This is a genomic window from Streptomyces sp. NPDC093544, from assembly GCF_040683495.1.
GTDB lineage: Bacteria > Actinomycetota > Actinomycetes > Streptomycetales > Streptomycetaceae > Streptomyces.
In genome coordinates this window covers 61,153-85,694 of the sequence record NZ_JBFBEA010000003.1, presented here as the reverse complement: position 1 = coordinate 85,694, position 24,542 = coordinate 61,153, and the positions used below count along the sequence as shown (strand labels likewise).

The following is a 24,542-nucleotide window of genomic DNA, read 5'->3' as shown; positions in this document are numbered from 1 at the left end:
CATCCTCCGGCCGTACGCACCCACCCGGATCCTCTCCGGGGAGGGTCCTGTCCCTGGTGTAAACCCTGAGCAACTCCCTTACTGGACAAGGGTGTTGTCAGGGATCACCCCTACGGCACCACAGCCGCTGGGTCGCGGGGGCCGGGTCATGCTGACGCGGGCCATCGGCCCCTTCGCCCGGTGTGAGTGAAAGGGCCGTGGGCGTCGCGCGGTCAGCGGGCGGACTGCGTGTCGTGGAGCAGAGCGGTGCCGCGCTCGCCGGGGAGGACGAGGTTTCCGTCCGTGATGATGGCGAAGCGCTCCATGCCGGGCACAAAGAGGTTCACCACGGCAAGGTCGTCGGTCACGTACTGCTCCCGGCGGTAGGCAGCGCAGCCTCGCTGGGTCAGTACGTCCAACAGGTGGTCCAGGTGCCCTTGCGGTGAGCCGGGAGCCTCGGTGTCCTGGAACGCGACGTACTCGGCCCGTTCCTTCAGCGGCTCGGCGAAGTCCGCGAGGTAGCAGGCGTGCAGCCGGGGATGGTCGCCTGTCTTGATTCGCCGTGTGGGCAACTGGTCGGCGAGGCGGTCCCTCAGGGGCGCGCCCAGGTACTGCTGGATCAGTTCGGTGAGCGACCGTTCGATCGCGTAACTGCGGGACAGGGACGCGCCGCAGCCCCGGACGTGGGAGGGCTCGCCCGGTGTGGGCTGTACGTAGGCCGTGTACGCGGGTACTTCCACATCCGTCGTCATGTCGATGATCCAGACGCGCTGTCCGGTCATCGCCTCCGCGGCTGCCAGCAGCTCGGCCAGATCCTGCGGCAGCGTGGCGGGGTCGACCACGTGCAGGGGCCCGGGCCGACGGGAGAGGAACTGGTCCACCAACAAGAGGGAGAGGGCGTCGCGTTCGATGATCTCGTTCAGTCCGTGGACGGATGCTTCCGTGACGTCGGAGCCTCCTGCCCACCCGCTGTTCACGGAGTACCGCCCCACTGACACATAGGGGTAGTCGTCGCCGACCGCGGTGCGCAGAGCGGCGGAGTGATCCTCCAGGTAGTCGGGTACCGAGAGGAACAGCGGTATCCAGATGCTCGGGCCGCCTGTCAGGGCGTCGTACGACAGGCATGCCAGCGGCTCGTCCGGCCCTTCGGTCAGCAGGGCGACCGCCTTGTCCCGCGCCGCTTCTCCGGTCGCCACTTCGTACGCCGAGCGCAGCGTCAGGTCGTCGACCGTCAGTCGGTCGACTCCGCTGAGGTGGTGTTCCAGCGCCTCGAAGACGGCGCCCACGCGTGACGCTTCGGTGTGGCCCTTGCCCATGCCCATGGCGCCGCGCGCGATGTCCTGTCCGCGGTGCAGTGTGCAGAGCCACGCCCCCGGATCCGCGTTGGTGACGGCCTCAAGGCGAGCGGTCAGGCCCAGGCCGGAGACGGCGCGCATGCCGGCGTCGAAAGCCTCGGCAAGGGCGAGGCCGCGTTCGCCGCACTGTCGCTCAGCAGCAGAAATGGAAGAGCTCTTTCCCATGTGGATTTCTCTCCTCGTTCGGAAACGGAGACGAAACCGCGGCCCGGAAGAATTGTCCCGGGCCGCGGCGTTCATTCGACTGCTACCGGGCGGAGGCGTCAGGCGTTCTCGACGTCCTCCACTCCGTCCGGCGTCTCGTCGGCGAGCTCGGCAAGAGCCTTGGTCTCGCTGGCGGCCAGAACGGTCTCCTCCGGGCTGAATCCGTACTTTTCACCGATGAAGCCCATGATGTTCTCCATTCTTTTGGCAGCTCACCGGCCCACAGGCCGGCGCGCCGATCTCGGGTGCCTCGCAGTGAGTGGCGATAAGTCGCTCGCTGCGATGAATGAAGTCTTGCCGACCCGTCACCGCTTCGCCGCCTGAATGCCGGCCAACTCCCCTTTTCATTAAAGGAGTTGCTCCGCACATGGTCCGCCCATGCGAAAGGAATGGTTGCACCAAGTTCCTTTCGGCGTGCCCCGATTTGCGCCCGCGTCGACTCGGGCGGATGAGACTGGGCTCATCCGTTCATTAATTCTGATTCATCGATTCGTGTCCGAAATTGGCCCTACCTCCTGCGGATGGCCGGATCGCTGCCGGGAACAGTGGCGGGTTGGATCGGTGCGGGCATGCCGGAGGCAGCGGCGCGCTGCTGATCGGGCTGTGCGTGGGGGAGGAGCGGACGTTCAGGAGATCGCACCGCTAAGGGAGTTGGGCGGAGAGCAGGGGCGGTGCTCTACACCTTGCGCAGGGCGCACAACGTGTCGATCCGGTTCGTAGTGATCGAGTCGACGCCGAGGTCGAGGAGCCGGCGCATGGAGCGCCGGGTGTCGGGCGTCCAGACCGACAGCAGATACCCGTCGCGGTGGACACGGGCGGCGAGGCCGCGGTCGACCAGACTGAAGCGGTAGTTGAGCCAGCGGGGACGCACCGCTTCGAGGAGCGCCGGCCGCGGCGGCGCCAACGTCGTCCAGGTCATCGCGATCTCCGCGCCGGAGTCGGCGGCACGCACGGCAAGCATCGCCGCGGCGCCCGCGCAGTAGTACACCCGCTCCTCCGCTCCGCAGTCACGGATGACGCCCACGATCCGGCGTACGGCCTCGGCGTCGGACGCGCCGGGCAGGTCGACCATCATCCGGCCGTCCCCGGTCGCGGCCAGCGCGTCCGCCAGCGTCGGCACCCCGCCATCCGTGAGCCCGCGCACCTCGTCCGAGGAGAGCGAGCCGAGCGGCCGGTCATGGCCCCACAGCCGCTTCAGCGTCGAATCGTGCAGGAGGACGGGGACGCCGTCACGGGTGAGCCGTACGTCGATCTCGACCGCGTCCGCGCCCAGCCGGAGCGCGGAACGCAGCGAGCCGATCGTGTTCTCGCGGACGCGATAGGGGTCGCCACGATGGGCCACGGCAGTCACGGTGCGCATGGCCCCATTGTGGTGGTCGGTCAGGGCGCGAGCCACGCCGAGGCGTACGTGTCGATCTCCTCGGCGAGCTTCGCCTTGCCGGGCGCGTCGAGGAACGACGCCTCGACGGCGTTCTTGGCGAGTGCTGCGAGGCCGAGTTCGTCGAGGTCGAGGAGGCGGGCGGCGACCGCGTACTCGTTGTTGAGGTCGGTGCCGAACATCGGCGGGTCGTCGGAGTTGATGGTCACCAGGACCCCGGCCCGGGTGAACTCCTTGATGGGGTGCTCGTCGAGGGTGCGGACCGCGCGGGTCGCGATGTTGGAGGTCGGGCAGACCTCCAGGGCGACACGGTGCTCGGCGAGGTACGCGAGCAGCTTCGGGTCCTGGACGGAGCTGGTGCCGTGTCCGATGCGTTCGGCGCGCAGGTCGTGCAGCGCGTCCCAGACCGTCTCCGGGCCGGTCGTCTCGCCGGCGTGCGGCACGGAGTGCAGGCCGGCCGCGATCGCACGGTCGAAGTACGGCTTGAACTGCGGTCGCGGTACGCCGATCTCCGGCCCGCCGAGCCCGAAGGAGACAAGCCCCTCGGGGCGCAGCCGGTCATCGGTGGCGAGCCGTACCGTCTCCTCGGCGGCTTCGAGCCCCGCCTCACCGGGAATGTCGAAGCACCAGCGCAGTACGACGCCGAGCTCGGCCTCCGCCGCCTTACGGGCGTCCTCGATCGCGTCCATGAAGGCGCGCTCGTCGATGCCACGGTGGGTGGAGGAGAACGGGGTGATGGTCAGCTCGGCGTAACGGACCTGCTGCCGGGCCATGTCCCGCGCGACCTCGTACGTCAGCAGCCGTACGTCCTCCGGGGTGCGGATGAGGTCGACGACGGACAGGTACACCTCGATGAAGTGGGCGAAGTCCGTGAAGGTGAAGTAGTCCGCGAGGGCCTCGGGGTCGGTCGGCACCCTGGAGTCGGGATGGCGGGCGGCCAGCGTGGACACGATACGGGGGGAGGCTGAGCCGACGTGGTGCACGTGCAGTTCGGCCTTGGGAAGTCCGGCGATGAAGGCGTGCGGATGGTGGGCGGCATCGCGAGGGGTGTGGTGGTCGGTCAAGGTTCCTCCCCGGAACGGCGTCCCCGCAACGCGGTCGGTGGGACGCGGGTGATCGGCTGATCGGTGGCTCATGGATCATCGTAGGCGGCGGCCCCTGCGACGCAGGCTCGGGCCGTAGCATGACGGAACGTACAACAGAGGGGGGCTCGTGCATGTCCGACGACGCGCAGACGCCGAGAGCACCGCAGGACGCGGGCGCATGGGCTTCTGGGGGAGAGACAACCCCGCCGCCGCGATCCGACGCGACATCACCGGCAGACCAGCCAACGGCTTCCGCGCCTGAGCCTGCCGCCCCTGCCCCGAAGGCCTCGTCGGTCGGGTCGGCGGAGGAGACCCGTCTGCTGTCCGACGCGACACCGCCGGGGGACGGCGCGCCCGGTTCCGCGCCTGAGGCTGCGGCCCCTGCGTCGGGGGTCCCGTCGGTCGGGTCGGCGGAGGTGACTCCACTGTTGTCCGACGCGACACCGCCGGGGGACGGCGCGCCCGGTTCCGCGCCCGAGCCTGCCGCCCCTGCCCCGAAGGCCCCGTCGGTCGGGTCGGCGGAGGAGACCCGTCTGCTGTCCGATGCGACACCGCCGGGGGACGGCGCGCCCGGTTCCGCGCCTGAGTCTGCCGCTCCCGCGCCGAAGGTCCCCTTGGGCAAACCCGCCGCCGACCCGCGCCCCGAGCCGAACCCCTGGGCAGCCCCGGAGGAAAAGGCTGCTTCCCCGGGGAACAGTGCCACGGCCGGGCCCGTGTACGACCAGCGGACCGTCACGTCGTTCCCCGGCGCGGGCACACCGGGTACACCGGGCACGCCCACCCCGCCCGGCGCGGGCACACCGATCCCCCCGTCCTGGGACAACCCCTTCGCGCCCCCCGCCGCTTACACCCCCTATCCCTACCCGCACCCCCAGCCCGCCCCCGGACAGCCCGTCCCCCCGCCGCCCTTCGCTCCCGGAGGCCCCGGTCAGCCGCCTCCGTACGCGTACGGCTACCCGACCCACCCGCCGCAGCAGGCCTTCTACCCGGGCGCCCCCGGCTATGGCGGCTGGCCCGGGATGCCCATGGCGCCCAGCAACGGCATGGGTACCGCCGCCCTGATACTCGGCATCGCCTCGGCGGCCCTGTTCTGCCTGTGGCCGGTGACCGTCGTGATGGGGATCCTCGGCGTGGTCTTCGGCGCGATCGGCCGCCGCAAAGCGAGCCGTGGCGAGGCGACGAACCCGGGTCAGGCGCTGGCCGGGATCATCTGCGGAGCGGTCGGCATCGTCCTGGCCATCGCGCTGGTCGTGCTCGTCATCGTCTTCGCGGACGAAAGCTCGTCCGAAGTCGACTCGGGCACGGACGGCGACGGCTTCTCCACGTCACTTGTCGTGGAGCACCTCCGCTAGCGGACCAACACCTTCCGCCGACAGTTCGCCGCTGACCTCGACCGCCCGGCGGAGCCGCCCCCGCGCCTCCATCAACGCGAACCCCAGCAGGTTCGGCCCCCGCCACCGCCCCGGATCCGCCGCACGCTCGTCGCCCGCCGCCAGTCCGATCCCCCACACCCGGTCCATCGGGCTGGTCTCGACCAGCACCCGGTCACCCGTGCCCAGCAGAAACGCCCGCAGCTCGGGATGCGCGGCGAACTTGTGGATGTTGCCTTCGACCACGATCGCGAACCGCTCGTGCTCCCATATGCCGTCGTCGAAACCGCGCACGAGCCGCCCCGCCTTCTTGGCCAGCGCGGGGTTGGGCGCGTCGACAGCGCGCCGCTCGGCCTCCGCGTCCCCGAAGAGCCGCGCTTTCCGCGCCATCATCCAGTGCTCGGCCGTCGCGTAGGCCACGCCGTCCACGGTGAACGGCGACGGCCACCACTGACTCAGGCAGCTCGCGCCGACCCGACCGTCCGGCCGCGGTCGGTGCCCCCAGAAGTGCAGGTACTTGATCCTCGCCCCCGAGGCGACCACGCTGACCAGCGTTTCCCAAGAATCGATCTTCCCCATGCACGCGAGTCTGGCATCCACCACTGACAATCCGTCCCGCCTTTTCCATGCCGACTCGACACCTGGTCGACAGATTCCGTCGCGTAACCAAAAGGCAACAACGGAATCACTTGTTGGAGTCCCTTTGCTCTGTCAGGATCGGCACTCAAATCGAGCTGGAGCTACGCCGACCCCCGCAGGACGGGGAGGGTGGCGGAGGAGAGCGAAATGCACAATCCGGGCCATCGCTTCCAGGCGCAGGACCGCTTCGCGGACGGCGCGCAGTACATCGCGGGCCGGCTGACCAAGGGCACCTCCGGCCATGCCCACGCGGTCGTCGACCCGTCCACGGGCGAGGAGGTCTACACGTACGAACTCGCGGGCACCGCCGACGTGGACGCCGCTGTAGCGGCCGCCCGCGCGGCGTTCCCCGGCTGGTCCGGTGCCACCCCCGGCGAGCGCTCCGACGCGCTGCACCGCTTCGCGGCCGTGCTCGCCGACCGCGCCGGGGAGCTCGCGGATGCCGAGTCCCTGCAGTGCGGCAAGCCGCTCAAGCTCACCCGGGAGTTCGATGTCCCGGGGACCATCGACAACACCGCGTTCTTCGCGGGCGCGGCCCGCCACCTTCAGGGCCAGTCCGCGGGCGAGTACTCCGGCGACCACACCTCGTACGTACGCCGTGAACCCATCGGTGTCGTCGGCTCCATCGCACCCTGGAACTACCCCCTCCAGATGGCGGCCTGGAAGATCCTCCCGGCGATCGCGGCCGGGAACACGATCGTCCTGAAGCCCGCCGAGCTCACCCCGCTCACGTCCCTCCTCTTCGCCGAGGCGGCCACGGCGGCGGGCATCCCCGACGGTGTCATCAACATCATCACGGGGGCGGGAAAAGACGCCGGTGAGCATCTCGTCGGCCACCCCGACGTCGCCATGACCTCCTTCACCGGTTCCACCGCCGTCGGGAAGCGGGTCGCGGAGATCGCCACCTCGACCGTCAAGCGGCTCCACCTGGAGCTGGGCGGCAAGGCGCCCTTCCTGGTCTTCGAAGACGCGGATCTCGAAGCCGCCGTCAACGGCGCGGTCGCCGGGTCGCTCATCAACACCGGGCAGGACTGCACGGCCGCCACGCGCGCGTACGTGCAAAGGCCCCTCTACGAAGCGTTCGTATCCAAAACAGCCGACCTCATGGCGAGTGTCCGGGTAGGTGACCCCTTCGCCCCGGACACCGATCTCGGACCGTTGATCTCGCACGCCCAGCGCGACCGCGTCGCCGGGTTCGTCGACCGGGCGCGCTCCTACGCGCGCGTGGTCACCGGCGGAACCGTCCCGCAGGGCGACCTCAAGAGTGGCGCCTACTACACGCCCACCCTCGTCACCGACGCCGCCCAGGACAGCGAGATCGTGCAGTCCGAGATCTTCGGGCCCGTACTCGTCGTGCTGCCCTTCGACACCGACGACGAGGGCATCGCGCTGGCCAACGACACCCCGTACGGACTCGCCGCCTCCGCCTGGAGCCGTGACGTCTACCGCGCGAACCGCGCGACCCGGGAGATCAAGGCGGGTTGCGTCTGGATCAACGACCACATTCCGATCATCAGCGAGATGCCGCACGGCGGATACAAGGCGTCCGGCTTCGGCAAGGACATGTCCGCGTACTCGTTCGAGGAGTACACACAGATCAAGCACGTCATGTTCGACAACACTGGGGTTGCCGAGAAGGACTGGCACCGCACGATCTTCGGGGACCGGAGCTAACCGATACGTCGGCCCGCGCCGAGTGGCATATCAGGCCGCGACCACGGCCGCGACCCTTCCGAAAGGGCACCAGGATCATGGAGCAGTACGAGCCCGAACGCCTGTCCCCGGTCCAACTGGCCGCCATGCGGCGCAGCCTCAGGAACGGCAGGGCCTCCCTCGGCCGCCGTTCGCTGCTGCGCGCCTCGGCGGGCGGTGCGCTCGCCATCGGCGGACTCGGGGCGCTCAGCGCCTGCGGGATCCCCGCGGCCGGCAAGACCCAGGGTGGCGTCTCCGCCGACGACCTCTCGGCCAAGGAGAAGACGATCAACTTCTCCAACTGGACCGAGTATATGGACGTCGACGAGAGCGAGAAGCACCACCCCACGCTGGACGCCTTCACCAAGCAGACCGGCATCACGGTCAAGTACACCGAGGACATCAACGACAACGCCGAGTTCTTCGGCAAGATCAAGCCCCAGCTCGCCGCGGGCCAGGACACCGGCCGCGACATCATCGTCCTCACCGACTGGCTGGCGGGCCGACTGATCAACCTCGGGTGGGTCCAGAAACTGGACCCGTCCAACCTGCCGCACGCCTACACCAACCTGTCGCAGCAGTTCCGCAACCCCGACTGGGACCCCGGCCGCGCCTACTCCTACCCCTGGCAGGGCATCTCGACCGTCATCGCCTACAACAAGAAGGCGCTCGACGGCATCGAGGTGAAGTCGGTCTCCGACATGCTCGACAACCCCAAGCTCAAGGGGCGCATCGGTTTCCTGACGGAGATGCGCGACAGCATCGGCATGACGCTGCTCGACCTGGGCAAGGACCCGTCCAATTTCACGGACGACGACTTCGACGCGGCGATCGCCCGTCTCCAGAAGGCCGTCGACAAGGGCCAGATCCGCCGCTTCACCGGCAACGACTACACGTCCGACATCACCAGCGGCAACTTCGCGGCCTGTATCGCCTGGGCCGGTGACGTCGTACAGCTCAAGGCGGACAGCCCGGACGTCGACTTCATCATTCCGGACAGCGGCTACATCACCTCGTCCGACAACATGCTGATCCCCAACAAGGCGCGCCACAAGACGAACGCCGAGCGGCTCATGGACTACTACTACGAGCCCGAGCCGGCCGCCGAGCTCGCCGCCTACATCAACTACGTCTGTCCGGTCGACGGAGTGAAGCCGTACCTGGAGAAGATCGACAAGGACGCGGCGAACAACCCGCTGATCATTCCCGACCAGGCCATGGCCGCCAAGTCTCACGCCTTCCGCTTGCTCAGCAGCAAGGAAGAGACGGCCTACGAAGAGAAGTTCGCGAAGCTCACAGGGGCGTGACCATGATGACGACAGACAACAGCGGCGACGTCCGCCTCTCCGGGATCAGCAAGACGTACGGCGCCTTCGCGGCCGTGCACCCGCTCGACCTGACCGTGCCGCAAGGATCGTTCTTCGCCCTCCTGGGGGCATCGGGTTGCGGCAAGACGACCACCCTCCGCATGATCGCCGGCCTGGAGGAGCCCTCTTCGGGGACCGTCCACCTGGGGGAGCAGGACGTGACGAACCTGCCGCCCTACAAGCGCCCCGTGAACACCGTCTTCCAGTCCTACGCGCTCTTCCCGCACCTCGACATCTTCGAGAACGTCGCCTTCGGGCTGCGCCGGCGCGGCATCAAGTCGGTGAAGAAGCAGGTCGAGGACATGCTGGAGCTCGTACAGCTCGGTGAGCAGGCCCGCAAGAAGCCGCACCAGCTCTCCGGCGGCCAGCAGCAGCGTGTCGCCGTGGCCCGCGCGCTGATCAACACCCCCAAGGTGCTGCTCCTCGACGAGCCGCTCGGCGCCCTCGACCTCAAGCTGCGCCGCCAGATGCAGCTGGAGCTCAAGCGCATCCAGACCGAGGTCGGCATCACGTTCGTGCACGTCACACACGACCAGGAGGAGGCCATGACCATGGCCGACACGGTCGCCGTGATGAACGCGGGCCGCGTCGAGCAACTCGGCTCGCCCGCCGACCTCTACGAGAACCCGAACACCACGTTCGTCGCCAACTTCCTCGGCACCTCCAACCTCATCGAGGCCGAGGTCGACTCCAGGAGCGGCGACGAGATCATCCTCAAGGCGGGCGGCGGCAAGCTCCTGCTGCCCGCGGCGCGATGTTCCGCGCCCACGACGACCGGCGGCAAGGTCCTGGTCGGCGTGCGCCCGGAGAAGATCACCCTCACGCACGCCGACGACGCGGGCGAGATCCCGACCGGACGCAACCGGATCACCGGCAAGATCGCCGACTCCAGCTTCATCGGCGTCTCCACGCAGTACGTCATCGACAGCGCCGTCTGCCCCGAGTTCGAGGTCTACGCCCAGAACATCGACCGCGACCCCCGGCTCAGGCCCGGCACCGACGTCGTCCTGCACTGGAGCCCGGCGCACACCTTCGGCCTGGATGCCGCCCAGGACATCGATGCAGGGGTCGAGACGGTAGACCCAGAAGAGGGGGTGGCCGCCTGATGGCCACCGTCACCGAGGCGCCGCCCCTGGCGCCGCAACCCACCGAGAAGCCGCCCCGCAGGCGCGCCCGTCTCACCCCGTACTGGCTGCTGCTGCCCGGCATCCTCTGGCTGCTGGTCTTCTTCGCGCTGCCGATGGTCTACCAGGCCTCCACGTCCGTACAGACGGGCTCCCTGGAGGACGGCTACAAAGTCACCTGGCACTTCGCGACCTACTGGGACGCGCTTGCGGACTACTGGCCGCAGTTCCTGCGCTCGGTGCTCTACGCGGGCTCCGCGACGATCCTGTGCCTGATCCTCGGCTATCCGCTCGCCTACCTGATCGCCTTCCGCGCGGGCCGCTGGCGCAACGTCGTCCTCATCCTGGTCATCGCGCCGTTCTTCACCAGCTTCCTGATCCGCACGCTCGCCTGGAAGACGATCCTCGCGGACGGCGGCCCGGTCGTCGGCGCCCTCAACTCGCTGCACATCCTGGACGTCACCAGCTGGCTCGGCATCACGGCCGGCGACCGCGTCCTGGCCACGCCCCTCGCGGTGATCTGCGGTCTCACGTACAACTTCCTGCCGTTCATGATCCTGCCGCTCTACACCTCGCTGGAACGCATCGACGGACGCCTCCACGAGGCGGCAGGCGACCTGTACGCGAAGCCGTTCACGACCTTCCGCAAGGTCACCTTCCCGCTGTCGATGCCCGGTGTCGTCTCCGGGACACTGCTGACCTTCATCCCGGCCAGCGGTGACTACGTGAACGCCGATCTACTCGGCTCCACGGACACCCGGATGGTCGGCAACGTCATCCAGACGCAGTTCCTGAGGATTCTCGACTATCCGACGGCCGCGGCACTTTCCTTCATTCTCATGGCCGCGATCCTCATCATGGTCACGCTCTACATTCGCAAGTCCGGGACGGAGGATCTGGTTTAAATGGCCTTCGTGCGCTGGTTCAAGCGGCATCTCGTCGTCATCGGGGGACTGCTGACCCTCGGATATCTGCTCCTGCCGAACGTCGTCGTCACGGTGTTCTCCTTCAACAAACCGAAGGGGCGCTTCAATTACGAGTGGCAGAACTTCTCCACGGACGCCTGGACCGACCCGTGCGGCGTCGCCGACATGTGCGGCTCGCTCTCTCTCAGCCTCCAGATCGCCGTGTGGGCGACGCTCGGCGCCACCGTCCTCGGCACCATGATCGCCTTCGCCCTGGTCCGCTACCGCTTCCGCGCGCGCGGCGCCATCAACTCGCTGATCTTCCTGCCGATGGCGATGCCCGAGGTCGTGATGGCCGCCTCACTGCTCACCCTCTTCCTCAACATGGGTGCACAGTTGGGTTTCTGGACGATCCTGATCGCCCACATCATGTTCTGCCTCAGCTTCGTCGTGACGGCCGTCAAGGCACGCGTCATGTCGATGGACCCGCGCCTGGAGCAGGCGGCGCAGGACCTGTACGCGGGACCGGTGCAGACCTTCGTCCGCGTCACCCTGCCCATCGCGGCCCCCGGAATCGCCGCGGGCGCGCTGCTCGCCTTCGCGCTGTCCTTCGACGATTTCATCATCACCAATTTCAACGCGGGCTCGACCGTCACCTTCCCCATGTTCGTCTGGGGCTCGGCGCAGCGCGGAACACCCGTTCAGATCAATGTCATCGGCACGGCCATGTTCATCATCGCCGTACTCTTCGTCCTGTCCGGAATGGTCATCAGCAACCGCCGCAACAAGCAAAAGGCATAAACGCGCAATCGCAAGTTCCTGTAGGGAGTTGAAATCATGGCCCCAAGCGCCATGACTCGTTGGACCACGTCTCTTTCCGACGCACAGCCGGTGTCCTACTGGCTGGACGACCCCGGCAAACCCCGCCCCGAACCCGCTCTCACCACCACCGAGACCTGCGACCTGCTCGTTGTCGGCGGCGGCTACAGCGGACTGTGGACCGCGCTTCTCGCCAAGGAGCGCGACCCGCGGCGCGAGGTGGTCCTGGTGGAAGGCCGCGAGGTGGGCTGGGCCGCCTCCGGCCGCAACGGCGGCTTCTGTGCCGCCTCCCTCACCCACGGTCTGGCCAACGGCCTCACCCGCTGGCCGGACGAGATCAGGAAACTGGAGGAGCTGGGAGCCCGCAACCTCGACGAGATCGAGGCGGCCGTCGCCCGCTACTCCCTCGACTGCGACTTCGAGCGCAGCGGCGAGATCGACGTCGCCACCGAGCCGCACCAGGCGGCCGAACTGCGCGATTGGCACGAGGAGTTGCGGCGCGAGGGCCTGGCGGACGGCACCGAGTTCCTGGACGCCGAAGCAGTACGGGAACAAGTCGACTCACCGATATTCCTGGCCGGCCTGTACGACCGCCGGGGCGTCGCCATGCTCCACCCCGCCAAACTCGCCTGGGGCCTCAAAAGGGCGTGCCAGGAACTCGGCGTCCGCGTGTACGAGCACACCCCGGCGCTCGAACTGAAGCCGCACGGCGCCGCGATGGCCGTACGCACCCCGTACGGCTCGATCCGTGCGCGTCGCGTGGCCCTCGGCACGAACATCTTCCCGAACCTGGTCAAGCGCGTCCGCGCGTACACCGTCCCCGTCTACGACTACGCCCTGATGACTGAGCCGCTGACCGCCGACCAGTTGGCGTCCATCGGCTGGAAGAACCGCCAGGGCCTCGGTGATTCGGCGAACCAGTTCCACTACTTCCGGCTGTCCGCCGACAACCGGATCCTGTGGGGCGGCTACGACGCGATCTACCCGTACGGCGGCCGGGTGCGCGCCGAGTACGACCACCGCCCCGAGACGTACGCGAAGCTCGCCGGCCACTTCTTCACCTGCTTCCCGCAGCTGGCGGGCGTCCGCTTCACGCACGCCTGGGGCGGCGCGATCGATACCTGCTCGCGCTTCTCCGCCTTCTTCGGCACGGCGCACCAGGGCAAGGTCGCCTATGCGGCCGGCTACACCGGGCTCGGCGTGGGCGCCACCCGGTTCGGCGCGGACGTGATGCTCGACCTGCTCGCGGGGGAGCGTACGGAGCGCACCGAGCTGGAGATGGTCCGCAGGAAGCCGCTGCCGTTCCCGCCCGAGCCTTTCGCCTGGACGGGCATCGCGCTCACCAAGTGGTCACTGGCGCGGGCCGATTCGCACGGCGGGCGACGCAATCTGTGGCTGAAGACCATGGACAAGCTCGGGCTCGGCTTCGACAGCTGAACCGAACAGCGGGACGCGGGGCGCGGAACCACGGCGTACGCCCTGCTCAGCACTGTGACCCGGCTCACTATCAACAATTATTCAGAACCCGCGTAATGATCGGCCCGAACCTCGCTCTCCCCTGTGACGCGACCAGCGTCGACACGAGAGAGGGAGGTTCCGCCATGACAGGGGCTAAGACGGCGGTCGACTGGCTGGCATCCGTAGCTCCGGATCCCGAGGCCTGCCGGTGGGAATGGGAGCGCAATCCGCTGGGGGTCGCGCTGCTGCCCGCGGGCAAGGCCTGGGACGTACTCATCCTGCCGGGCGAACTCGGCTACCCCACGCTCGACGTGCTGACCCGGGTGATCGACCAACTGGGTCCCGTACTCGTCGACTTCGGGGACGCCCGGATGGGCTTCTTCGTTCCCGCGGGCACCGCGGCCCGGTGGCTCGGCACGGGGGTGCGCACAGCGGGCCGCGGTACGTGGATCGTGGTGCCGTACCCGGGAAGGACGACCGGCGGCGGCGTCCGCTGGCTGATCCCGCCGGACGGCTCCGGCACCCTCACCGACCCGGCGCTGCTGGAACTGGCAATGCATGAGGCGGCGGCGGGTCGCGCAGGTCGCGCCGGAAACGAGGACCGATAGCCGTGCCGGGGCCGGACCCCGGAAACAGCCACAGGACCCGACGAGACGTTTTGAGGTTCTTGACGTCTTGAGGTCCTGATCCTGAGCTCCTGAGATTCCTGAGGTCTTGACAACAGGATTGGTCTGGACCAAATTGGGCGCGCTTCACCCTCCAATTCCCCCATGCCCGGAGGCAGTCGTGGATCGCACCCGACGCAACGGATCAGTCACGCGTCACAGACTTCTCGCCGTGTGCACGGCCATCGTCCTGGCCGTTCCCGGTATGACCGCGCTCTCGTCGGCCGCCCGTGCGGCCGACGCGGACATCGCGAAGAACGGCGGTTTCGAGGCGGGACTCGACAACTGGACCTGTACGGCGGGCATCACCGTCAACTCACCCGTACGGAGCGGCAGTTCCGCGCTCCAGGCGACCCCGGCCGGCAGCGACTACGCACAGTGCTCCCAGTCAGTGACCGTTCAGCCCAACTCCCAGTACTCCCTCGCCGGTTACGTCCGCGGCAGCTACGTCTACCTCGGCGCGAGCGGCACCGGCACCACCGACGTCTCCACCTGGACCCAGTCCGCGACCGCCTGGCAGCAGCTCACCACGACCTTCCGTACCGGCGCCGCCACCACCAGGGTGACCATCTACACGCACGGCTGGTACGGCACCGGCGCCTACAACGTCGACGACGTCTCCCTCGTCGGTCCCTCAGTCGACCCGGGCCAGCCCCCGGCCGCACCCACCGGCCTGACGGCAGGCACGGTCACCTCATCGAGCGTCGCCCTGTCCTGGTCCCCGGTGACAGGCGCGACCGGATACGCCATCTACCGCAACGGAGTGAAAGTCCAGACGGCGACCGGGACTTCGGCCACGGTCAGCGGACTCACGGCCTCGACGGCGTACACCTTCCAGGTCGCGGCGGTGAACGACGCGGGCGAGTCGCCGAAGTCGGCGACGGTGAACGCGACGACGAGTGCCGGCGGCGGCGGAGGCTCGACCGAGCACGCCCTCGTCGGCTACCTCCACGCCAGCTTCGCGAACGGCGCCGGGTACACGCGCCTGGCCGACGTCCCCGACAGCTGGGACATCATCGACCTGGCCTTCGGTGAACCGACCACCACCACCTCCGGTGACATCCGCTTCACCCGCTGCCCGGTCACCGAGTGCCCGACCGTCGAGAGCGAGGCCGACTTCAAGGCGGCGATCAAGGCCAAGCAGGCGGCCGGCAAGAAGGTCCTGATCTCCATCGGCGGCGCGAACGGCCAGGTGCAGCTGACGACGACAGCGGCCCGCGACACCTTCGTCACCTCGGTGTCGAAGATCATCGACACCTACGGTCTGAACGGCCTGGACATCGACTTCGAGGGCCACTCCCTCTCGCTGGACGCGGCCGACACCAACTTCAAGAGCCCGACCACACCCGTGATCGTGAACCTCATCTCGGCCCTGAAGACCCTGAAGGCCAAGTACGGGACCGGCTTCGTTCTGACGATGGCCCCGGAGACCTTCTTCGTCCAGCTCGGCTACCAGTACTACGGCACCGGCCCGTGGGGCGGCCAGGACCCCCGCGCCGGCGCCTACCTCCCGGTCATCTACGCCATGCGCGACGACCTGACCCTCCTGCACGTCCAGGACTACAACTCCGGTTCGATCATGGGCCTCGACAACCAGTACCACTCCATGGGCGGCGCCGACTTCCACATCGCGATGACCGACATGCTTCTGACGGGCTTCCCGGTCGCAGGCAACGCGAGCAACGTCTTCCCGGCTCTGCGCCCCGACCAGATAGCCATCGGCATGCCGGCGACGACGAACGCGGGCAACGGCTATGTGGCGCCTTCCGAGGTCAACAAGGCCCTCGACTGCCTCACCAAGAAGACCAACTGCGGCACGTACGCCACCCACGGCATCTGGCCGGGACTCCGCGGCCTGATGACATGGTCGATCAACTGGGACCGGTACGGGAGCTGGGAGTTCCAGAAGAACTTCGACAGCTATTTCGGCTGAGCAGCAGCCACAGGCAGAACAGCAGCACCGTGCACAGACACCAGCTCGCCACCACGTCCAGCGGCCAGTGGAAGCCGCGAAGGACCAGCCCGAAGGGCACCGCGAGGTTCAGGACGGCACAGGCGGTGACCAGCGCGCGGCGGGCGCGGGCGGTGCGGAGCCAGGGGAGGAGTACGAGGGTCGTGGCGCCGTACGCGATGGCGGCGGTCGCCGTGTGCCCCGAGGGATAGAAACCCGTGCCCGGGCCCATGATCGGTGGGCCCGGGCGGGCGATCAGCTCTTTCATCGGCACGATCAATGCCGGTACGGCGGCCATCAGCACCGCCGCGGCGACGGAGGGCAGCCACCAGCGGTCCCGCCCGGCTCGGCGGCCGCGCAGAGCGACGTACACGAGCACGACGGCGAGGACGGGAACGGCGACCGCGATATTGCCGAGGTCGGCGAGAAGTTCGTAGATCCGGGCCGGGTGTACGAGATGGCCGCTGAGGCGTTCGTCCGCGCGGGCGAGGGGGCCGTGGGCCGCGACCTGCCAGGTGATCAGCGCGAAGAGGAGGGCCGGAAGGCCGAGAAAGAAGGAGAAGGTCGGCCACCCCGGAACAGGGGGGGTAGTTCCGGAGTGGCCGTCCGGATCGGATCGTCGCACGCCCCGGGGGGTTTGGGACGCGCGACTGTCCGATCGGTGAGGAGATTCGGAGCTGGAAGCTCCGGGTGTGTGCGCGAGGGCACGACCAGGGCGAAGCTGGGGAGGCCCCGACCCGGTGCCGTCCACAGTCCCCTGTGGACGGGGTGTATCTCTCATCTGGGTAGAACCTACGACAGGGAATCCAGGTCCGACAGACGGAATCGCGTCCCGTCATGCACCTCGCACACGTTCTTCACACCGTCTGACGACCGCCGACTCATGCCGACGGCCAAACGGAATCCGGTGCGAGGGCTGCCGGATTCCGCTGGTGGGGCGCCTGGGGCGGGTCAGATACGGGTGAAGGCCTGCTCGATGATGTCGAGGCCCTCGTTCAGGAGGTCCTCGCCGATGACCAGCGGGGGCAGGAAGCGGAGGACGTTGCCGTAGGTGCCACAGGTCAGGACCAGTAGGCCCTCCTGGTGGCAGGCCTTGGCGAGCGCGGCGGTCGCCTCGGCGTTCGGCTCCTTGGAGTCGCGGTCCTTGACCAGCTCGATGGCGATCATGGCGCCGCGGCCGCGGACCTCGCCGATGATGTCGAACTTTTCCGCCATCGCGCCCAGGCGGACCTTCATGACCGCCTCGATGTGCTTCGCCCTGGCGTTGAGGTCGAGCTCCTTCATCGTCTCGATCGCGCCGAGGGCGCCGGCGCAGGCCACCGGGTTGCCGCCGTAGGTGCCGCCCAGGCCGCCCGAGTGTGCGGCGTCCATGATCTCGGCGCGGCCGGTGACGGCGGCGAGCGGGAGACCGCCCGCGATGCCCTTGGCGGTGGTGATCAGGTCCGGGACGATGCCCTCGTCCTCGCAGGCGAACCACTGGCCGGTGCGGCAGAAGCCGGACTGGATCTCGTCGGCGACGAAGACGATGCCGTTGTCGGTGGCGAACTTGCTGATGGCGGGCAGGAAGCCCTTGGCGGGCTCGATGAAGCCGCCCTCGCCGAGCACCGGCTCGATGATGATCGCGGCGACGTTCTCGGCACCGATCTGCTTGCTGATCATGTCGATGGCCTGGGCGGACGCCTCGGCGCCCGCGTTCTCCGGGCCGGTCAGCCAGCGGTAGCCGTACGCCACCGGCACGCGGTAGACCTCGGGGGCGAACGGGCCGAAGCCGTGCTTGTACGGCATGTTCTTGGCGGTCAGCGCCATCGTGAGGTTGGTACGGCCGTGGTAGCCGTGGTCGAAGACGACCACCGCCTGCCGCTTGGTGTAGGCACGCGCGATCTTGACGGCGTTCTCGACGGCTTCGGCGCCCGAGTTGAACAGGGCCGACTTCTTGGCGTGGTCGCCCGGCGTCAGCTCCGCCAGCGCCTCGGCGACGGCGACGTACCCCTCGTACGGTGTGACCATGAAACAGGTGTGGGTGAAGTCCTGGAGCTGGGCGGAGGCCCGGCGCACGACGGCCTCGGCGCTCGCGCCCACACTGGTCACGGCGATACCGGAGCCGAAGTCGATCAGACGGTTTCCGTCGACGTCCTCGATGATGCCGCCGCCGGCGCGCGTGGTGAACACGGGAAGCACCGAGCCCACACCGGCCGCCACCGCGGCGAGGCGTCGGGCCTGCAGCTCCTGTGACTTCGGGCCGGGGATGGCGGTGACGACGCGGCGCTCCTGCGGAAGTGCGGTCATGAGGGGCTCCCTGATGATCTTGCGAACCGGACGGTCCCCGGCGGACGGGGCGTGCCGGGCGGGGGGATTTCGGACGCTTGACTGCTTTCTTCGCAGGTTATGGCCGGGGGAGGGGGGTGGGCATGCTCCATGGGGGAGATGTTCGGGGCGCCGGTTGTCCGTGGTGGACATAGTGGGCCGGGTGCCCAGCGACGGTGTCTCCCCGCAGGTCCGGCCGTGTATGCGGTGAACTCCCCCTGTGGGGGCACTAGATTGGCTCGCGGACGAGGTACGGAGCGGCTGGTCAGGGGGCAAAGGCGATGGACAGCGACGGGACGCGGGACGCGCGGGGCACGCACGCCAACCCTGTGCCGCGTCCGGCGGGGCCCCCGGACGTGCCGGCGACACCACCCCGGCCCGCACGGGCACCGGGGATGCCGCCGTTGCCTGACGGGTCCGACTTCCTGGCGTGGGTTCGGGCGCCCAGGCCGGAGGCGGCGCCCGGGGTGTGGCAGTTCGGATACCGGCAGCGGCCGGACGAGGAACCGGAGCAGATCCCGGCGCGCCAGCTCCTGAGCGGCGCCGTGATCGCGTTTCTGGTGGGGTGGCTGATCTGGTCGCTGCTCTGGAACGGCTACCTGGGCGGCTGGTGGTTCCTGCCCGTAGACGCGATGATTCCGGACTCCTGGGCGGCGCCCAACTCGTATGGCCGCCTGGTTGTGGGCTACGCGTGGTACGTCATTGTCGCGCTGGTGATCATGATCAGCGTCGGCCGCCTCGGCCGCTGGGGCGAGGTCTGGCGGCGCTACGGGCCGCCCGCGTGGCGCCGCGCCGCTCCGGTGAACGAACGGCCGCCCGCGCCCGAGGAAGACCCCGCCCAGTGGAACCAGCTCCGCGCCGCCGGTGCGGCCGACGCCGCCGACCGGCTCGCCGCCGAGGCCCGCTCGGGGCTGATGCGCGATGTCGACCACGCCCGCATCGCCCGCGCCTGGCAGGGCGTACGGAGCGGGCGGCACAGCCTCGCCACCTTCACCGGGGCGGTCCTGAAGGACGGGTCCGCAGCCTGTCTGCATCCCTCCGGTGCGCGTGACCTGCCCGGACGGCACGCGCTGCACGACCTGGTGACCGGACAGGTGCGGCTGGGCACGACCGCTGACGACGCCCGCAACCCGTACGCCTATCGCGGCACCGGCATCGCGCTCGGCCCCGACCTCCTCGGCACCTCGTTGCTCGCCGTCGGTCCCCCCGGATCCGGCAAGACGGGCGGCATCGTCTGGCCGCTCGCCGAGTCGCTGTGCCTGCACGCGCTCGCCGGGCGGGCCGCCGTGGTCGTGGTCGGCGCCGCGGGTGCCGGGCTCGGGGCCGCCGACGCGTACGACGTCGTCGTACGGATCGGGAATCCCGAGTCCGTGTACGACCTCGACCTGTACGGCGGGACCACCGACCCCGACGAGGCCGCCGCCGTACTGGCGGAGGCGCTCGTCGGAGACCTGGCCGATCCGCATCCCGGCGGCGACAGCCGTCGGTCGACCACCGTCCTCGCCCAGCTCCTCGGACCGTTCCGGGCGGTCCATGGCCGTTTCCCGTCCGTGCCCGAGCTGCGGCAGCTCCTCGACGGTTCGCCCGGCCCGCTCGGGGCGCTGCGCAAGGCCCTGGAAGACAGCGGCAAGGAGTCGCTGCTGCGTGAACTCGACGCGCGGGAGCGACAGTTGGGGCACCCGGGAGACGTGGGGAGTGTCCTCGCGGACCGGGTCGCGCTGCTCGACCGGCCCGCGTTCGCCGGGTTCTTCGATACGTCAGGGCAGTCGCGCCCCTTCTCGCTGCGGGCCCTCGACCATCCCGTACGGGTGCGGATCGATCTGCCCGCGCGCGGTCACGCCGACGCTTCGCGGATCCTGGCGCGGCTGGTGCTCGCGCAGTTCACGGCGAGTGTCGCGGTACGGGAGGACCGGTCGCTGTTCGCCTGCCTGGTGCTCGACGACGCGACCGGGGTCGTCACGCCCGAGGCCGTACGAGGTATTCAGCGGCTGCGGTCCGGCAACGCGGGCGCCGTGCTGACGCTCCGGACGCTCGACGACGCGCCGCGGACCCTGCGGACTCCGCTGCTCGGCGCCATCGGGTGCCGGATGGCGCTCTCCGGGCTCACGCCCTGGGACGGGCAGGACTTCGCCGAGGTCTGGGGCAAGGAGTGGATCGAGGCGCGTGACGTCACCGACCGGCAGATCATCGCGGAGACCCCGGCGGGCAAGGCGCTGCACATGGTGCGGCGGGTGATCACCGGGCACGCGCCGACCGCCCGGGCCGTCACCGTGCGCCAGGTCGAGCGGGAGCGCTGGTCCGCGTCCGAACTGGCGCACGGGGTGCCGCCGGGGCACGCGGTGCTGTCTCTCACGAGCGTGCGGGGTGAGCACGCGCCGCCGCTGCTGGTGGATCTGCGCGGCTGATGCCGGGAGATCCGTAAGGGCGGGTGCTCGTGGGTCTACGGCGCTGACCTGTACGTCTGGACATACGGTCACGGCCGTACCGTACGGTGAGGCAGAATCGACATAGGTCGTTCATACGCTGCGGCCAAAAGATCACATCGCCAGTGACTGTCGAAGAACCAGTGACTGGCGAAGACCCACTGACCGTCGAAAACCCTGTGAAGACCTGAGAATCCGAAGGCCTGAAGGTCCCATGCCTCCCACGCTCGCCTCGCTCGTCCACCACTCCGCGCTCAAGCTCACCGTGCGCGCTGGCGAGGAACGGCTGGACGTGCCCGTCCGCTGGGTGCACGCCAGCGAGCTCGCCGACCCCGTGCCGTACATGGAGGGCGGGGAACTCCTGCTGATCACCGCGCTCAAGCTGGACGCGGACGATCCCGAGGTCATGCGGCGCTATGTGAAGCGGCTGGTGGGGGCCGGGGTGGCCGGGCTCGGATTCGCCGTCGGGGTCCACTACGAGGAGATCCCGAAGGCTCTCGTCGACGCGGCGGAGGAAGAGGGGCTGCCGCTCCTCGAAGTGCCCCGGCGTACGCCGTTCCTGGCCATCAGCAAGGCCGTCTCCGCCGCCATCGCCGCCGATCAGTACCGCGCCGTGACCGCGGGGTTCGCCGCGCAGCGCGAGCTGACCAAGCAGGCGCTGAACGACGGGCCCGAAGGGCTGCTGTCCTCGCTCGCCGGACAGGTCGACGGATGGGCGGCGCTGTACGACGCGTCAGGTGCCGTCGTCGCCACCGCGCCGGAGTGGGCGGGGCGGCGGGCCGCGCGGCTGACACCGGACGTGGAGCGGCTGCGGGACCGGCCGGCGCCCGCGAGTTCGGTGGTCGGCGGCGAGGACCGGGTGGAACTGCACTCGCTGGGCACGGGACGACGGCCGCGCGCCGCGCTCGCCGTCGGCACCGCCGCCGCCCTCGGCACCGCCGAGCGGTACGCCCTGCACTCGGCGATCGCCCTGCTGACGCTCACCACGGAACGCTCACGCTCCTTGCAGGCGGCCGAGCAGCGGATCGGCGCGGCGGTGCTGCGCATGCTGCTCGCCGGGGAGTCCGACCACGCCCGGGCCGTCGCCGGGGACCTGTTCGGCGCGCTCCTCGACGCGCCCTTCCGGCTGATCCTCGCCGAGTCGGCGTCCGCGTCGGCCGCCCGGGCGCACGCCGACGGCCACGCGCGCGTGGCCGCTGCCGCCGTCTCCTCCGCCGCCGTCGCGGTGCCCGACACCGGGGGTGATCCGCTCGGCGCGCTCGCCGAGGTCGTGGAGTCCGCGGCCGCCCGTTCAGGCGAGGCCGTACTCGTCGTACCCGACGGGGAGCGGCTCGTCGTCCTTGCCGTCGACGGGGGCGCGGCGGTCGCCGCCTGCGGGGAGCACGCGACGGCGCTGGAGGCCTTGCGGGTGTCCGTGCGGGAGCAGTCCGGTGGTGACGAGGTCGAGCTGGTGGTCGGGCTGTCGGCGCCCGCCGGGCCGATCGCCGCCGGCGCCGCGTACAAGCAGGCCGAGCAGGCGCTGTCCGTCGCCCGGCGGCGCGGGCGGTTCCTCGTCGAGCACGAGGAGCTGGCCGCGGGGTCCGTGCTGCCGTTGCTCGCGGATGACGCCGTGCGGGCGTTCGCGGACGGGCTGCTGCGGGCGTTGCACGAGCATGACGCGACCGGGCGGGGGGATCTGGTCGCCTCGCTGCGGGCGTGGCTGTCCCGGCACGGGCAGTGGGACGCGGCGGCCGCCGATCTGGGGGTGCATCGACACACGCTGCGGTACCGGATGCGGCGGGTCGAGGAGATCCTTGGCCGGTCGCTGGATGACGCCGACGTGCGGATGGAGCTTTGGCTGGCGTTGAAGACTACGGCTGCGGCGGGGGAGTAGGGGGTGGGTTTTTCGCCCCCTCCGCCCCTACCCGTCCCGTTTCTGGGAGCTCCGCCCCCAGACCCCCTTGTCGCGCTGAACGCGCTCGTCCTCAAACGCCGGACGGGCTGAAACGGGGCGTAGCCCCGGAAGTACGGGAATGAGCAGGGGCGGAGGGGGCGAAAAACCCTCACAGCCGCACCACCCACAACCGTGCCAAAGCGGCGCACCCATCACCCCGACTGCTACGACTCGGACAAACGACCCCCGGTCGCCCCACCCCTACCGTTGACGATGAGAGCCACGCCACCCCCAACCTCGGAAGGGCCGGGACTCACACATGCCAAAGGAAAATGTGGCAGCCACCTACGACTTCTGGCTCGCCGGCCGCCAGGCCACCGGTGAGACCACGTTCGACGTCACCTCCCCGTGGGACGGCCGGCTCGTCGGCCAGGTCGGCGTGCCGACCGAGGCCCAGGTCGAGGAGGCCGTGGCCGCCGCCTACGCCGTACGCGACGAGTTCGCCGCGACCCCGGCGCACGTCAGGGCCGCCGCCCTCGACCACGTGTCGAAGCGCCTGGTCGAGCGGACCGAGGAGATCGCCCGGCTCATCTCCGCCGAGAACGGCAAGCCGATCAAGTGGGCGCGCGGCGAGGTCGGCCGCGCGGTGTCGGTGTTCCGGTTCGCGGCAGAGGAGGCCCGCCGGTTCAACGGAGGCGAGGCGCAGCGCCTCGACACGGACCTCGGCGGTCAGGGCCGGCTCGCGCTGACCCGGCGGTTCCCGAAGGGCGTCGTGCTGGGTATCGCACCCTTCAACTTCCCGCTCAACCTGTGCGCCCACAAGATCGCCCCGGCCATCGCCGCCGGCGCGCCGATCATCCTGAAGCCGGCGCCCGCGACCCCGCTGTCGGGCCTCATCATCGGCGACCTGCTGGCCGAGACCGAGCTGCCCGCCGGTTCGTGGAGCATCCTGCCGGTGTCGAACGAGCGGATGCCCGCACTGGTGCAGGACGAGCGGCTGCCCGTCATCTCCTTCACCGGGTCCGAGAAGGTCGGTTACGCGATCATGGACAGCGTGCCGCGCAAGCACTGCACGCTGGAACTCGGCGGCAACGGCGCGGCCGTGGTGCTGGCCGACTGGGCGAGCGACGAGGACCTGGACTGGGCCGCCACCCGTATCGCCACCTTCTCCAATTACCAGGGCGGCCAGTCCTGCATCTCCGTGCAGCGGGTGATCGCGGACGCGTCCGTGTACGACCGGCTGCTGCCGCGCATCGTCGCCGCTGTCGAGTCGCAGGTCACCGGGGACCCGTCGGACGACAAGACCGATGTGGGTCCACTCGTCAGCGAGGACGCGGCCAAGCGCGTCGAGGCGTGGGTGGAGGAGGCCGCCAGGGCCGGTGCCCGCGTGCTCACCGGCGGCAAGCGCGACGGCGCCGCGTACGCGCCGACCGTGCTCGCCGACGTACCGCCGGACACCACCATCTCCTGCGAGGAGGTCTTCGGGCCGGTCCTGACCGTACGGCGGGTGGAGGGGGAGGCCGCCGCCTTCGCCGCCGCCAACGACTCCAAGTACGGTCTCCAGGCAGGTGTGTTCACGCACAACCTCCAGACCGCGTTCCGCGCCCACCGCGCGCTGGAGGTGGGTGGGGTCGTGATCGGTGACGTGCCGTCCTACCGTGCCGACCAGATGCCGTACGGCGGTGTGAAGCAGTCCGGTGTGGGCCGTGAGGGCGTGAAGTTCGCGATGGACGACTACACCTACGAGCGGGTGCTGGTGCTGACGGGTCTCGCCCTCTGACTCTCACCACTCCACAACTAGCTCATGGGAACCATTTTCATATAGGCTCCCGATGAAGGGCCCGGCGCCGATGCCTTCCGGCGCCGGGCCCTGCTGTGTCGGCCTGCTCCGACCCTCAGCAGGAGAAGCCCGCATGCGCGACCCGGACGGAAGGTGTCGATGCTGCGGGGT

18 protein-coding genes and 1 pseudogene are annotated in these 24,542 nt (G+C 69.5%); 12 read left to right on the top strand and 7 right to left on the bottom strand.

All coding sequences use genetic code 11. The annotated features are described in order from the left end of the window. Nucleotides 1–212: 212 nt before the first annotated feature. The 4 genes and pseudogenes from AB0N66_RS04700 to AB0N66_RS04685 form a co-directional block, all read right to left on the bottom strand. Nucleotides 213–1,499: a YcaO-like family protein gene (locus AB0N66_RS04700; RefSeq protein WP_365428682.1), complete on the bottom strand. Its 1,287-nt coding sequence runs from the start codon at nt 1,497–1,499 to the stop codon at nt 213–215. Nucleotides 1,500–1,597: 98 nt separating this feature from the next. Next, nucleotides 1,598–1,726 (bottom strand): hypothetical protein, encoded by a 129-nt coding sequence (locus tag AB0N66_RS04695; RefSeq protein WP_365428680.1) that lies wholly within the window; start codon nt 1,724–1,726, stop codon nt 1,598–1,600. A 488-nt stretch (nt 1,727–2,214) separates the two neighbouring features. Continuing rightward, nucleotides 2,215–2,898: a glycerophosphodiester phosphodiesterase gene (locus tag AB0N66_RS04690; RefSeq protein WP_365428677.1), complete on the bottom strand. Its 684-nt coding sequence runs from the start codon at nt 2,896–2,898 to the stop codon at nt 2,215–2,217. 20 nt (nt 2,899–2,918) lie between these two features. Beyond that, a pseudogene (locus AB0N66_RS04685) lies at nt 2,919–4,033 on the bottom strand (adenosine deaminase). Between the two features lie 396 nt (nt 4,034–4,429). Here AB0N66_RS04685 and AB0N66_RS04680 point away from each other — a divergent pair. Beyond that, the gene (locus AB0N66_RS04680; protein WP_365428674.1) at nt 4,430–5,353 is read left to right on the top strand and encodes a DUF4190 domain-containing protein; all 924 of its coding nucleotides are present in this window, start codon (nt 4,430–4,432) and stop codon (nt 5,351–5,353) included. Here the strand turns inward: AB0N66_RS04680 and AB0N66_RS04675 are convergent. Next, nucleotides 5,327–5,950: an NADAR family protein gene (locus AB0N66_RS04675; protein WP_365428671.1), complete on the bottom strand. Its 624-nt coding sequence runs from the start codon at nt 5,948–5,950 to the stop codon at nt 5,327–5,329. The genes AB0N66_RS04680 and AB0N66_RS04675 overlap by 27 nt on opposite strands. A gap of 207 nt (nt 5,951–6,157) precedes the next feature. Between AB0N66_RS04675 and AB0N66_RS04670 the strand changes: the two genes are divergently transcribed. From AB0N66_RS04670 to AB0N66_RS04635, 8 genes are all read left to right on the top strand, one after another. Further along, nucleotides 6,158–7,684 carry a gamma-aminobutyraldehyde dehydrogenase gene (locus AB0N66_RS04670; RefSeq protein WP_365428668.1) on the top strand — a complete coding sequence of 509 codons (1,527 nt, stop codon included), beginning with the start codon at nt 6,158–6,160 and terminating at the stop codon, nt 7,682–7,684. Nucleotides 7,685–7,761: 77 nt separating this feature from the next. Continuing rightward, nucleotides 7,762–9,009 (top strand): spermidine/putrescine ABC transporter substrate-binding protein, encoded by a 1,248-nt coding sequence (locus AB0N66_RS04665; RefSeq protein ID WP_365428665.1) that lies wholly within the window; start codon nt 7,762–7,764, stop codon nt 9,007–9,009. Nucleotides 9,010–9,014: 5 nt separating this feature from the next. Then, the gene (locus AB0N66_RS04660) at nt 9,015–10,175 is read left to right on the top strand and encodes an ABC transporter ATP-binding protein (RefSeq protein WP_365429461.1); all 1,161 of its coding nucleotides are present in this window, start codon (nt 9,015–9,017) and stop codon (nt 10,173–10,175) included. Further along, nucleotides 10,175–11,098, top strand: a complete 924-nt coding sequence (locus AB0N66_RS04655) for an ABC transporter permease (protein WP_365428662.1) — start codon at nt 10,175–10,177, stop codon at nt 11,096–11,098. The genes AB0N66_RS04660 and AB0N66_RS04655 overlap by 1 nt, the downstream gene beginning before the upstream one ends. Then, entirely contained in the window at nt 11,099–11,899 is an 801-nt protein-coding gene (locus AB0N66_RS04650) for an ABC transporter permease (RefSeq protein WP_365428659.1), read from the top strand. 36 nt (nt 11,900–11,935) lie between these two features. After that, on the top strand, nt 11,936–13,354 hold the full coding sequence (locus tag AB0N66_RS04645) for an FAD-dependent oxidoreductase (RefSeq protein ID WP_365428656.1): 1,419 nt from the start codon (nt 11,936–11,938) through the stop codon (nt 13,352–13,354). A gap of 164 nt (nt 13,355–13,518) precedes the next feature. Continuing rightward, entirely contained in the window at nt 13,519–13,983 is a 465-nt protein-coding gene (locus AB0N66_RS04640; protein WP_365428653.1) for a hypothetical protein, read from the top strand. A 178-nt stretch (nt 13,984–14,161) separates the two neighbouring features. Next, nucleotides 14,162–15,973, top strand: coding sequence for a glycoside hydrolase family 18 protein (locus tag AB0N66_RS04635; protein WP_365428651.1), 1,812 nt, complete (start codon nt 14,162–14,164; stop codon nt 15,971–15,973). On the opposite strand, the gene AB0N66_RS04630 is transcribed toward AB0N66_RS04635, so the two are convergent. Further along, nucleotides 15,912–16,616, bottom strand: coding sequence for a phosphatase PAP2 family protein (locus AB0N66_RS04630; RefSeq protein WP_365428648.1), 705 nt, complete (start codon nt 16,614–16,616; stop codon nt 15,912–15,914). The genes AB0N66_RS04635 and AB0N66_RS04630 overlap by 62 nt on opposite strands. Nucleotides 16,617–16,942: 326 nt before the next feature. Beyond that, nucleotides 16,943–18,277: a 4-aminobutyrate--2-oxoglutarate transaminase gene (gabT, locus tag AB0N66_RS04625; protein WP_365428645.1), complete on the bottom strand. Its 1,335-nt coding sequence runs from the start codon at nt 18,275–18,277 to the stop codon at nt 16,943–16,945. A gap of 299 nt (nt 18,278–18,576) precedes the next feature. On the opposite strand from gabT, the gene AB0N66_RS04620 reads away from it, so the two are divergent. From AB0N66_RS04620 to AB0N66_RS04610, 3 genes are all read left to right on the top strand, one after another. Next, nucleotides 18,577–20,700 (top strand): ATP-binding protein, encoded by a 2,124-nt coding sequence (locus AB0N66_RS04620; RefSeq protein ID WP_365428642.1) that lies wholly within the window; start codon nt 18,577–18,579, stop codon nt 20,698–20,700. Nucleotides 20,701–20,932: 232 nt separating this feature from the next. Continuing rightward, on the top strand, nt 20,933–22,591 hold the full coding sequence (locus AB0N66_RS04615) for a PucR family transcriptional regulator (RefSeq protein WP_365428639.1): 1,659 nt from the start codon (nt 20,933–20,935) through the stop codon (nt 22,589–22,591). Nucleotides 22,592–22,925: 334 nt separating this feature from the next. Further along, nucleotides 22,926–24,371: an aldehyde dehydrogenase family protein gene (locus AB0N66_RS04610; RefSeq protein WP_365429458.1), complete on the top strand. Its 1,446-nt coding sequence runs from the start codon at nt 22,926–22,928 to the stop codon at nt 24,369–24,371. The last annotated feature ends 171 nt before the right edge of the window (nt 24,372–24,542 follow it).

What these genes read in the sequence shown, in the direction of transcription:
- AB0N66_RS04700 (WP_365428682.1), bottom strand. Translation starts at nt 1,499, where the DNA reads ATGGGAAAGAGCTCTTCCATTTCTGCTGCTGAGCGACAGTGCGGCGAA.
- AB0N66_RS04695 (WP_365428680.1), bottom strand. Translation starts at nt 1,726, where the DNA reads ATGGGCTTCATCGGTGAAAAGTACGGATTCAGCCCGGAGGAGACCGTT.
- AB0N66_RS04690 (WP_365428677.1), bottom strand. Translation starts at nt 2,898, where the DNA reads ATGCGCACCGTGACTGCCGTGGCCCATCGTGGCGACCCCTATCGCGTC.
- AB0N66_RS04675 (WP_365428671.1), bottom strand. Translation starts at nt 5,950, where the DNA reads ATGGGGAAGATCGATTCTTGGGAAACGCTGGTCAGCGTGGTCGCCTCG.
- AB0N66_RS04670 (WP_365428668.1), top strand. Translation starts at nt 6,158, where the DNA reads ATGCACAATCCGGGCCATCGCTTCCAGGCGCAGGACCGCTTCGCGGAC.
- AB0N66_RS04665 (WP_365428665.1), top strand. Translation starts at nt 7,762, where the DNA reads ATGGAGCAGTACGAGCCCGAACGCCTGTCCCCGGTCCAACTGGCCGCC.
- AB0N66_RS04660 (WP_365429461.1), top strand. Translation starts at nt 9,015, where the DNA reads ATGACGACAGACAACAGCGGCGACGTCCGCCTCTCCGGGATCAGCAAG.
- AB0N66_RS04655 (WP_365428662.1), top strand. Translation starts at nt 10,175, where the DNA reads ATGGCCACCGTCACCGAGGCGCCGCCCCTGGCGCCGCAACCCACCGAG.
- AB0N66_RS04650 (WP_365428659.1), top strand. Translation starts at nt 11,099, where the DNA reads ATGGCCTTCGTGCGCTGGTTCAAGCGGCATCTCGTCGTCATCGGGGGA.
- AB0N66_RS04645 (WP_365428656.1), top strand. Translation starts at nt 11,936, where the DNA reads ATGGCCCCAAGCGCCATGACTCGTTGGACCACGTCTCTTTCCGACGCA.
- AB0N66_RS04640 (WP_365428653.1), top strand. Translation starts at nt 13,519, where the DNA reads ATGACAGGGGCTAAGACGGCGGTCGACTGGCTGGCATCCGTAGCTCCG.
- gabT (WP_365428645.1), bottom strand. Translation starts at nt 18,277, where the DNA reads ATGACCGCACTTCCGCAGGAGCGCCGCGTCGTCACCGCCATCCCCGGC.
- AB0N66_RS04620 (WP_365428642.1), top strand. Translation starts at nt 18,577, where the DNA reads ATGGACAGCGACGGGACGCGGGACGCGCGGGGCACGCACGCCAACCCT.
- AB0N66_RS04615 (WP_365428639.1), top strand. Translation starts at nt 20,933, where the DNA reads ATGCCTCCCACGCTCGCCTCGCTCGTCCACCACTCCGCGCTCAAGCTC.